The 10,918-nt window shown below is 53.5% G+C and carries 10 protein-coding genes; 7 read left to right on the plus strand and 3 right to left on the minus strand.

The annotated features are described in order from the left end of the window. Nucleotides 1-7: 7 nt before the first annotated feature. From GC101_RS26105 to GC101_RS26135, 7 genes are all read left to right on the plus strand, one after another. The gene (locus tag GC101_RS26105; protein WP_171719697.1) at nt 8-1,102 is read left to right on the plus strand and encodes a GerAB/ArcD/ProY family transporter; all 1,095 of its coding nucleotides are present in this window, start codon (nt 8-10) and stop codon (nt 1,100-1,102) included. A gap of 124 nt (nt 1,103-1,226) precedes the next feature. Next, nucleotides 1,227-1,847: a BTB/POZ domain-containing protein gene (locus tag GC101_RS26110; RefSeq protein WP_171719698.1), complete on the plus strand. Its 621-nt coding sequence runs from the start codon at nt 1,227-1,229 to the stop codon at nt 1,845-1,847. A 15-nt stretch (nt 1,848-1,862) separates the two neighbouring features. Then, nucleotides 1,863-2,159, plus strand: coding sequence for an antibiotic biosynthesis monooxygenase family protein (locus GC101_RS26115; protein ID WP_039306615.1), 297 nt, complete (start codon nt 1,863-1,865; stop codon nt 2,157-2,159). 17 nt (nt 2,160-2,176) lie between these two features. Beyond that, complete coding sequence (locus tag GC101_RS26120) at nt 2,177-2,992, plus strand: phosphotransferase family protein (RefSeq protein WP_171719699.1); 816 nt, start codon at nt 2,177-2,179, stop codon at nt 2,990-2,992. 27 nt (nt 2,993-3,019) lie between these two features. Further along, nucleotides 3,020-3,565, plus strand: coding sequence for a DUF1697 domain-containing protein (locus tag GC101_RS26125; protein WP_171719700.1), 546 nt, complete (start codon nt 3,020-3,022; stop codon nt 3,563-3,565). Nucleotides 3,566-3,826: 261 nt separating this feature from the next. After that, complete coding sequence (locus tag GC101_RS26130; protein WP_171719701.1) at nt 3,827-6,010, plus strand: ArnT family glycosyltransferase; 2,184 nt, start codon at nt 3,827-3,829, stop codon at nt 6,008-6,010. Nucleotides 6,011-6,040: 30 nt separating this feature from the next. Continuing rightward, nucleotides 6,041-7,024: a glycosyltransferase family 2 protein gene (locus GC101_RS26135; RefSeq protein WP_039306604.1), complete on the plus strand. Its 984-nt coding sequence runs from the start codon at nt 6,041-6,043 to the stop codon at nt 7,022-7,024. A 586-nt stretch (nt 7,025-7,610) separates the two neighbouring features. Here the strand turns inward: GC101_RS26135 and GC101_RS26140 are convergent. The 3 genes from GC101_RS26140 to GC101_RS26150 all read right to left on the minus strand — a co-directional run bounded on the left by GC101_RS26140 (nt 7,611) and on the right by GC101_RS26150 (nt 10,756). Beyond that, nucleotides 7,611-8,177 carry an FAD-dependent oxidoreductase gene (locus GC101_RS26140; protein ID WP_171719702.1) on the minus strand — a complete coding sequence of 189 codons (567 nt, stop codon included), beginning with the start codon at nt 8,175-8,177 and terminating at the stop codon, nt 7,611-7,613. A gap of 225 nt (nt 8,178-8,402) precedes the next feature. Further along, entirely contained in the window at nt 8,403-10,073 is a 1,671-nt protein-coding gene (locus tag GC101_RS26145) for a sensor histidine kinase (protein ID WP_171719703.1), read from the minus strand. Beyond that, nucleotides 10,070-10,756, minus strand: a complete 687-nt coding sequence (locus tag GC101_RS26150; protein ID WP_039309913.1) for a response regulator transcription factor — start codon at nt 10,754-10,756, stop codon at nt 10,070-10,072. Before GC101_RS26150 ends, GC101_RS26145 begins: the two co-directional genes overlap by 4 nt. Nucleotides 10,757-10,918: the final 162 nt, after the last annotated feature.

A 10,918-nucleotide genomic window follows, 5' to 3' on the forward strand; every position in this document is an offset into this window, starting at 1 on the left:
GGACAGCATGAGCAAAGAGATTATTCCGGCGGGTCAGTCCATCAGCATAGCTGTGTTATTTATTAGCGGCAGTTCACTGTTCATGGGCACATCAGGGCAGTCCGGCAACAGCAGCTGGATTGCTATCATTTTTGCGATATCGCTGGCTGTACCACTCATGCTGATCTATGCGAGACTCCATGTGCTTTTTCCGGGCAAGGATCTGTACGATATGCTGATCGCTGTCTTCGGAGCAGTCTTCGGGCGGGTGCTTTCCTGCCTGTATATATGGTATGCTCTTCACCTGGGAGCGCTGGTGCTGCGTAATTTCGGGGAGTTCAGCAAGACGGTGGCCTTAACCTCCACGCCAATGATTGCCCCGATGCTTATGATCGGACTGCTCTGCATCTGGGTTGTGAATGCGGGGATGGAGGTGCTCGGCAGAAGCGCCAAATTTCTGCTGCTATTCTCGTTCATTGTCATTGTCCTCATACAACTGCTCTCTGTTCCTAAGTTCGAATACCATCATATGAAGCCGCTGCTGGATAGTGGGTGGGGTCCTGTATTTGCAGATACAGCAGGCTCATTCACGTTTCCCTTTGCCGAAATTGTGATCTTCCTGGGCGCCTTCAATGTGCTTCCGGCCAAAGGCTCTGCCACACGGGTGCTGGTAAGCGGTTCGCTGATTGCCGGGATCATCATTATCTTTGTTACGCTGCGCAATTTGCTGGTGCTGGGGCCTGATATCCTTTCAAGCCTGTATTTTCCGTCGTATGTGGCAGTCAGCAGGATTAACATTGGTGATTTCCTGACCCGCATTGAAGGTTCGGCGGCCATCGTATTTGTCACGGCGCTATTCATAAAAGTCAGCCTCTGCCTGTATGTAACCTGTAATGGAGTAAGCAAGGTATTCAAGCTGAAGAGCTACCGGTCGGTTGTACTCCAGATGGGGCTCATCATGGTGTATCTATCCGATTTCATCTATAAGGATATTATGGAAATGCAGTATTTTGCTTATCACATCTACAAAGTGTATGCCCTCCCGTTCCAGGTGGTTATTCCAGTTATGTTGTGGATTGCAGCAGAGGTTCTCTCCCGCAGAAAGAGCAGCAAATCCATATGAGCTATGCCATCCCTCCACAGCCCCGCGTTGCGGGGCTATTTATTTTCAACCTGCGCGGAAGTTGGCTATAATGATAGGCAGAGAATCATGTTGTAGAAGAGGATAACGAAAGGCGTGAGAATAGATGAGTGTATCCAGCATCGTAATGTCCTCACATTGGGGCAGGGAAGTCAGACATAAGTATGTGGCACAAGGCTCCAAGTCGCTGGCCGTGGTGTTTCCGGGGCAGAATTATTCCGCCGAGCGTCCGTTGCTGGAGTATGCGGGCAAGCTGGCCCGGGAATACGGCTGTGATCTGCTGCTGCTGGAATATGGATACCAAAGTGCACGGGCGCCCTTCAAACGTGAAGAAATTGATATTGTCGCAGAGGAATGCAAGGTGGCGCTTGCTTCGCTTCCGGAGTATGAGCAGCTGCTGTTCATCAGCAAAAGCATGGGGACAGTGATCGCCGGCAAGGTAGCTTCAGAGACAGGAATGGGAGAGAAGGTTTCCCATCTGTTCCTCACCCCTGTTGCTGAAAGTATCCCGTACATTAAGCAGAGCCGGGGCAGCATTATTTACGGCGGGAGTGATCCGCTGTTCACGGAGCAGCATTCTGCCGAGCTCAGCGGCCTGAAGCAGGTGCGGGTGTACAGGATTGATGATGCCAACCATTCTTTGGAGGTAGGCAGTGTCAACGAGTCACTGGCCGTGCTGCTGGTCATTATTAATTTCTATCATGAATTTTACAGGGATTCACTTTAAGAGGGAGATGAGAGCATGATTACAGAAGCGGCAATGCTGCAGGTAAAGCCGGGATTGACCCGGCAGTTTGAGCAGAGCTTCAGGGAGGCATCCCCGCTGATTGCCTCGATTGACGGTTATTTGGGGCATGAGCTGCAGCACTGTATGGAGGACGACCATAAATATCTGCTGATTGTCAGATGGCGCAGCCTGGAGGATCATACGGTGGGGTTCAGAGAATCCGCCCAGTATCAGAAGTGGAAAGCGCTGCTGCATCATTATTACAGCCCATTCCCTGTAGTTGAGCATTATACCCGTATCATTCTGGATTAGAGGAAAGGAAGCACAGTATGTTGGGGAAAGTAATCGGTAAAGGCCGGACTGCGGAAGTTATGGAGTATGGCGAAGGAACGATTCTTAAGCTCTATCTGAATGAGGTGCCGGAGCATCATGTGGACTGGGAATACCACATCAGTACCTATGCCTATGAACAGGGAGTGCGTACCCCGCGGCCGGTTGAGCTTGCTGCGGAAGAAGGCAGAAAGGGCATTGTGTTTCAGCAGATTCATGGCTCCCCGCTGCTGAAGCTGATGGGTGCCAAGCCGTGGCTAATTGCCAGCTACGCCAAGCAGATGGCGGCTCTGCAATACAGCCTCCATCAGCTTGCAGGCCCGGGTGAAGCCGGAGAACAGAAAAAACGGCTGAAGCAGAATGTTATTGCCGCCCCCATGCTTAATATGGAAGAGAAGGCACCTATTCTATCTCAGCTGGAGCTGCTTCCAGGCGGGAATAAGCTATGTCATGGTGATTTCCATCCGGACAATGTGCTGATGGACGGACAGCTGTGGGTTATCGACTGGATGACTGCCGGTTCAGGAGATCCTGCAGCAGATGCTGCACGGTCCATAGTCATGTTCAGTATAGGAGCCATGCCCAAACATGCCTCCCTGTTCACCAAAGTGTTCTTAGGCTTCGCCAGAAAGCGGATGACGAGTCAATATACTCGTGAATATATGAGACTATCAGGGGTATCCCGGGCAGATATTGAAGCTTGGATACTGCCGGTCGCGGCTGCACGGCTGGTGGAGTGGCTTCCGGTATCAGAGAAGGAGCAGCTGGTCCGCGAAATCCGCAAGCGCTTGAGATCACTGCCTTCAGCCCGATAACCATTCATAGAGAAAGCAGGTGAGCTTATGAATACATACATCGCACTGCTGCGCGGAATTAATGTCGGCGGCAACAAGTTGATCAAAATGCAGGAGCTTAAGGCGATGTTCGGGGAGCTTCAGTATGCGAATGTACGGACGTATATCCAGAGCGGCAACGTGGTATTTGAGAGTGAAGAGGCTTCCGGCGCAGGGCTTGCCGAAGTGATCAGCCAGCGTATCCGGGAGACCTTCGGCTTCGAGGTCTCTGTGATCCTCCGTTCCGTGGAGGAGCTGGAAGCGGTCATTGCCGGCAATCCGTTCCCGCTGACAGAGCCGGAGGAATTCAAACGCCTGTATGTCTCATTTCTGGCTGACGAGCCTTCGGCTGAAGCGCTGGAGAAGGTTCGTCCCTATGAGGATGGGGCGGATCAGGTACGGGTTATCGGCAAAGAAATGTACACTTACTATGAGGTGAGTGTAAGCGAATCGCCGCTGTTCAAAGTGCAGTTTGACAAGCTGCTGGGCACGAATCTCACCGCACGCAACTGGAATACCCTCGGTAAGGTGACGGCGCTGGCCCGCAAGCCGTAGGTAAGATTAGCTTAAGAATATTGCCCTGTGTGCTTTATGTATACCCCCGCATCCGTTCTCTAGAGTGCTGCTCAGGCAGCATGGACGGCTAAGCGGGGGTGTTTGCCGTTCCCCTTTATACAGTACCGTTTCAGCAAACATTCAGCCAGTATTCATTATGAGTTAAGGTAAGGATGCAATAATACACCTATACAAAGACAAGGCCGGTCAACAAGGCGTCTTACCGGATGTCAAGAAGAACGGATTGGAGCGGGTGAATCTATGAAATGGTTAAAAAGGCTGGGTTCCGACGTCGTCTTGCTGGGTATTCTGCTGCTGGCGGCAGTTCTGTACGGCTATGGAATCTGGAATGATCAATATGTCAATACGTACTACACTACGGCAGTAGGGAGCATGCTGCAGAGTTTCCATAACTTCTTCTTCGCCTCACTTGACTCTGCCGGATCCGTAACTGTCGATAAGCCGCCGGTAACGTTCTGGCTGCAGACCCTAAGTGCGCTGATCTTTGGCCTGCATGGCTGGAGTGTCATTCTGCCGCAGGCACTGGGCGGTGTAGGGTCGGTCTTAATCGTCTATCTGCTGGTGAAGCCTAATTTTGGAAAAGCCGCTGCACGGCTCGCTGCCCTGGCTATGGCGGCTACACCGGTAGCAGCTGCAGTGAGCCGCACGAACAATATTGATGCGCTGCTGGTATTTACTTTGCTGCTGGCGGCATGGTTTCTGTTCAGGGGCATCAGAACCGGCCGGATGGGCAGCTTACTGGCTGCATTCGGGCTGATTGGTGTAGCCTTCAATGAGAAGATGCTGCAGGCCTATATGGTTGTTCCGGCATTCTATCTCTTCTATATTCTGGCGGCCAAGGTCAACTGGAAGAAGAAAACCGGGATTCTGGCCGCCTGCACCGCAGTACTGCTGGCGGTTTCGCTCTCATGGGCGGTAATTGTTGATTCCATACCGGCGGACAAACGTCCTTATATCGGAAGCAGCGGCACCAACTCTGTACTTAATCTGGCTTTTGGCTATAACGGGGTCTCCCGTTTAACCGGTGACCGCAGTACGGGCGGCAGCGGAAGCGGCGGCGGTTTTGGCGGCGGCGGAATGCCCGCAATGAACGGGCAGATGCCGGAGTTTGGCGGTGAAATGCCGGCGTTGAATGGAGACGGCGGATCGTTCAGCGGAAATCAGCAGGGACAAGACTTGCCTACGGGGATAAGCGGCGATGATCAGGGCGGCGGCAGCGGTGGCGGAACAGCCGGGGCTGCAGACGGCGGAGGCCGGGGAACGGCTCCTGGTCAGGCTGACGGAATGCAGGGGCAGGATGGAGGAGGCAGAACGGGCGGAGGCGGACGTCAGTCGGGTGATTGGGGCGGCGGGGACGGCGGCCAAGGCGGACGGGGCGGAATGAGCGGCGGGGGTGGCGCTGGCGGGATGTTTAATACCGGTACCGCCGGCCCGCTGCGGCTGTTCCAGTCCGAGTTATCCGGCCAAGCCAGCTGGCTGCTGCCGTTCGTGTTATTCGGCTGCATCGGGATTTTTGCCAGCCTGCGCCGGAAGAACTTCACCCGGAAGCATAAGGAGGCCTTGTTCTGGCTTGCCTGGCTGGTGCCGGTCATGGGCTTCTTCAGCATCGCCGGCTTCTTCCACCAGTATTATCTGATCATGATGGCTCCGCCGGTTGCGGCGCTGGCAGGTGCAGGGTGGTCACAGCTCTGGAGCTATTACAAGGAACGTGCGGTCTGGCTGTCCTGGCTGCTTCCGGCAGCGGTACTCGCAACAACGGTGCTCGAGGTATATATTATCCATCCGTATGACGATACCATCGGCAGCGGCTGGTCCATTGTTGTCCTGGCAGCGGGTGTTGCAGCTTCCGTAGTGCTGCTCATCCTGCGGCTGCTGAAAGTCAGCGCAAATAAGCAATCCTTATTGCATGCCGCTGCTGTAACAGGACTTCTCGTTCTGCTGATTGGTCCGCTCTACTGGGCTTTTACACCGATAACGTACGGCAATAACAGCATGACTCCGGCAGCGGGCCCGGACAGCAGCAGTGCTGGCGGCATGGGCGGCAGGAATAGTGCTACAGGAGTTAATGAGAATCTGCTGGCCTATCTTAAAGAAAACAATACCGGCGAGAAATACCTGTTCGCAGCTATGGATTATGGAACGGCAGGTGCTTATATTATCGACGAGGGCGAATCGGTGGTTATCCTTAACGGATTCAACGCATCAGACGTTCCCTATACCACAGAGACTTTGAAGGCGCTCGTAGAGAGCGGCCAGGTGAAATACTTCCTGGTCAGCAGCGGCGGTATGGGCGGCGGGCGCGGAGGCGGCAGCTCGGAAATTACATCCTGGATCACTGAGAACGGGACGGAGATTCCGTCCGCAGACTGGCAGGGAACATCAGGGGGCGCTGGCGGAACACTATACGAGGTCACGCTTAACTAAGTAACTACATCATTTGAGGAGGAGCTGCCCATGAGCACCCAAGTGCGCTATTCCATAATTATACCGATGTTCAATGAAGAGGAAGTGATTCAGGAGACGTACCGGCGGATCAAGAAAGTAATGGGAGCAACAGGGGAGTCCTATGAGCTGCTCTTCGTCAATGACGGCAGTACGGACAACTGTGCGCAGATGATCGAGGAGTACAGCTACTGGGATGAAAGTGTGAAGCTGATTGACCTGTCCCGTAATTTCGGCCATCAGATTGCTATTACAGCAGGGATGGATTATGCGCTTGGAGATGCCGTGGTTATTATCGATGCGGATCTGCAGGACCCTCCGGAACTGATTCTGGATATGATTGCCGAGTGGAAAAAAGGCTACGAGGTCGTCTACGCCAAGCGTATCAAACGAAACGGGGAGTCCCTGTTCAAAAAATGGACGGCAGCCCTCTTTTACCGGATACTCCGCTATTCGACAGATATCTCTATCCCGGTTGATACCGGTGATTTCCGGCTGATTGACCGCAAGGTATGCGATGAGCTGAAACGTCTGCCGGAGAAAAACCGTTTCGTCCGCGGACTGGTAAGCTGGGTGGGCTTCCGCCAGAAGGCGCTTGAATATGAGCGTGATGAACGCCTGGCGGGCGAAACCAAATATCCGCTGAAACGCATGATTAAGCTGTCACTGGACGGTATCACCTCCTTCTCCTACAAACCGCTGAAGCTGGCGGGCTATCTGGGAGCACTGCTGTCCGCATCCGGCTTTCTGTACCTTATGTATGTGCTCTACCTGGCGCTCTTTACGGACGAGGCCGTTAAGGGCTGGGCGTCGATGATCGGGATTACGCTAACCTTCAACGGATTTGTGCTGATCATGCTGGGCGTGCTGGGCGAGTATGTCGGCCGGATTTACGATGAGTCTAAGGGACGTCCGCTCTACATTGTTCAGGAGTTCTATGGCGGCAAGAAGCAGCAGAGTGCACAGAAGCACAGAGTAGCCCATCTCAACAAATAACGGACGGCTGCGCGGGCGATTACGATTACGGCAAGCGAACCGTGATCGTCCGGAGCAGTTTTTTGCTGCGGCTGGCCTGGAGCATTATCGTTAACGCCTGGACCCCCGAACCCCCCGAACCCCCCGAACCCCTGAACCCCAAAGCCTCCTAAGCTCAACGCCCCGTTATAGCGCCCGGCTCAAGAAATCCTGCATAAAATACAACAATCCAAAGACATTTACCCGGAAAAATCGGAAATCCTGCACGAAATGCAACAATTTAGCGCGCTGGAGCCTCGATGGCGCTGAAATGTTGTATTTTCTGCAGCAATATTTACTTTGTGGGGTTCCTGAGCTGGAAATCCTGCATTTAGTACAACAATCCGCAGTTTGGATAGGCTGCAGCAGACTCTGTTGCGTTTAGCGTTTCTCGGATAAAGGTGTTTGTTCAAGGCTTGCACACTCAGTAGCGGGTATCTGCCAACAATAGCCTGGCTAGGCTAGCTGATTCTTCTCCCTTATAACAAAAAAACGACCCGCCCCTCATCCATGATGAAGGCGGGTTGTTTATGCATTTTTTATTGGGAATATTATTAGTCTGTGTGAATTAAGCCTTCAGCAAGTCGTGATCAACATACCGCGCACCGTTCAGCTCACTGATAACATTAACCGCAACCTTGGCACCGTCTCCGGCAGTAATAATACCGTGCACACTCACACCGGCAACTGTTCCTGCTGCCCAGATGCCGTCAATGTTGGTTTTGCCTTCTGCAGTAGCCGCAACAACCGTCTTGATTCTTGGCTCCGTGCCATCCTTGGTTTCCACTCCGGCCTTGGCGGCCAGATCAGTCAGTACCCCTGTAGCCAGAATAACATGCTTGGCCTCGTAAGCAGCTCCGCTCTCGGTCTCAATTACGAACCCTTCACCGCTTGCGCTCAATCCGGTAGCCTGCTCAGCGACCAGCTCGGCTCCGAATTTCACGGCCTGCTTATGTCCGGTCTCTACGAGGTCGGGTCCGCCGATTTCGCTGATTCCGTAAAAGTTCTCATACCAGCCTCTGCGGGTCATGCCTTTGTCATTGTCAATCAGCAGTGTTTTTTTGCCCGCCTTGGCGGCGAACAATGCGGCACTTGCCCCGGCAGGACCGGCGCCGATAATAGCGATTTCGTACATGATGTAACCTCCTAAAAGTTTTGTTGTAGCCCATACTCCGTGAATCCGCCTCGTACAAAACTCGCATCGGAAGCATAGGCTTAAGTTTTGTTGTAGCCCATACTCCGTGGATTCGCCTCGTACAAAACTCGCACCGGAAGCATGGGCTTAAGTTTTGTTAGCCATGCTCAATGAGGACAGCTATTTCTTCTGCTTACTATTATATCGTTAATTACAGGTCATTAGCTAATCCGGCAGGCAGGGGAGAGAGACTTGGAAGATTGTGAATTCACCAGGAGTGCTGGTTACAGTAATCTCTCCTTGATGCGCCTCCACGATTGACTTGGTAATGGATAATCCGAGCCCCGAGCCGCCGTACTTTCTGGTGCGGGATGAATCACTGCGGTAGAACCGGTCGAAGACATGCGGGAGATGTCCGGCAGCAATACCGGAGCCGTTGTCCTTCACAGTCAGAACAGCCCATGTTCCTCTGGCATGCAGCGAGACTTGTACCGCTCCGGATTCCGCATCCGTATGCTGCACGGCGTTATGGAATAGATTAAGAATAACCTGCTTTATTTTGTCAGCATCCACAGGGCCGCGTACGCCATAAGAAATATCGAAGTTCACCTTCCGTTTACCGGCCAGCACCAGCAGCTGCGGCTGCATCTCGTCAATCATCTCACCGAGCAGCAGATTCTTGACCCGCAGCTGCGGAGCACCATCCATACGGGCGAGCAGCAGCAGATCCTCCACCAGTTTGTTGATGCGTTTGGCCTCTCCATGCATGCTGTTGAGCGCGCTATAGAGCTGGTCCCGGTTATCGGCTGCTCCCCGGAGCAGTACCTCCAGGAATCCGTATATTGAGGTCAGCGGGGTTCTTAGCTCGTGGGATGCATCTGCCGCGAACCGGCGCATCTGTTCTTTGGCCTCACGTTCATTGTGAAAAGAAATCTCCAGACGCTCCAGCATTCCGTTGAAGGACTGGGAGAGCTTGTCGACCTCAAGCTGTCCCTGATCTACAGGGAAGCGCACATCGAGATTGCCGGCGTCGATGCTTTGGGCGGATTCCCCCATCTTGGACAAGGGAATCAGCGTTTTGCGCAGCGCGGGCAGGTACAGGAATAGTCCGGCCAGCAGTGCGACTACCGATAACGCGCCAAAAATCAGCAGCTGCTGCATAATCACATCTCTCAGGGGGCCGGTTTCTACGCTCATTTGCAGCAACAATTTAGTAGCACCCGGCCTGCCAAGGTTCATGAAGACAGCCAGATGCTCGTTGCCGTCTGCTGCGGTAATCAGCCTGTATTTCCCGGTAGCCTTATCGGAGGCCTGCTTCAGCAGGCTGTTATATTCCCCGTTGCTCATTCTTGGTGCTGCTGACGCAGACAGGGTTTCTTCCTGCAGATCCTTGAAGGTACCGTCTGAGCTGTATATGGCTATCGTAGTATGAGCATCAAGCAGCAGCGGGCGGCGGTCTCCGTAGAACCGCTTGTTGTCAGGGCTCATGTTGGTGTTATTCCCGGCATTGTCAGCCCCGCCGGGAGTTCCGCTCTGGGGGCTGCTGTTCTGGCCCGGATTCATACTGGCGGTATTGCCGGGAGCATAGGTGCCGCCAGAAGTTCCGTTTGCTGCTCCCCTCTGGGTGCTGTCTCCGGCACTGTTGTTCTCGACTGCCGGGTTGTTCAGCGGATTATTAAGATTAATGTAATAGAATTCGCGCGGCACGGAGCGCATCTGGGTCTCCATCGCCTCCGCGCGGTTGCTGTAGATGAAATTCCGCATCAGAGCATACTGGAGTACGCCGATCAGAATCAGCAATACGGACAGGATTAACAGTGAGGTAGCCAGCAGCTGTTTGCGCAGGGATCGCGGTGCCTGCAGTTTGCTGAAGAAGCCCCGGGTCCGGGCAATCATACAAGGTCCACCCGGTATCCCGCGCCGCGAAGGGTGCGGATAATCCGGTGATCCTTGTCACCGAGCTTCTCGCGGAGGGAACGGATATAGACCTCAACAATGTTCTCCTCGCCGCCGAAATCATATCCCCACACCTTGTCCAGAATCATGGGTTTACTCAGCACCAGCCCGTGGTTAATAACCAGATATTGCAGCAGCTCATATTCTGTGGGCGAGAGCTCCAGCACCTCCTCCTTGTGGCGGATTTCTTTGCGCCGGCCGTCAATCCGGAAGGGGCCGCAGCGCACCTCGCCGAGCAGTCCCGGGAACTGGTTGCGCAGACGGGCCTGTATCCTGGCCAGCAGCTCGTCGAAGCTGAAGGGCTTGACCATATAATCATCCGCACCGATAGACAGGCCCTTAACCCGGTCATCCACTTCATCCTTGGCGGTAAGCATGATCACGGCCACCTCCGCCTCCTCTGAACGGAGATAGCGGACGACCTCGAAGCCGTCCATGCCGGGCATCATGACGTCGAGAATCACGACATGCGGCTTGAACTCTGCGGCTGCAGCGATTGCACCTGCACCATCCGGCGCAGTCTGTACTTCAAATCCTTCGTTCATTAATCCCAGTTCGAGAAACTGGAGGATATGAGGCTCATCATCCACCAGAAGCAATCGGACGCCTTGCGCTGCTTTCATTAGCAGTTCCTCCATATTCAGTGATTATAGTGTCCATAGTATGACGCTATACGTTGAACGTTTGCTGAAAATAGGTCTTTGGAGCCAAAGATTGGATTCAGAATTGTCGTTCATGGTTAATCATAATGGTTAATCTAATTATACGGAAATATTAATGTTATT

The organism is Paenibacillus phytohabitans (assembly GCF_013141775.1).
GTDB classification, from domain to species: Bacteria; Bacillota; Bacilli; order Paenibacillales; family Paenibacillaceae; genus Paenibacillus_AQ; species Paenibacillus_AQ phytohabitans.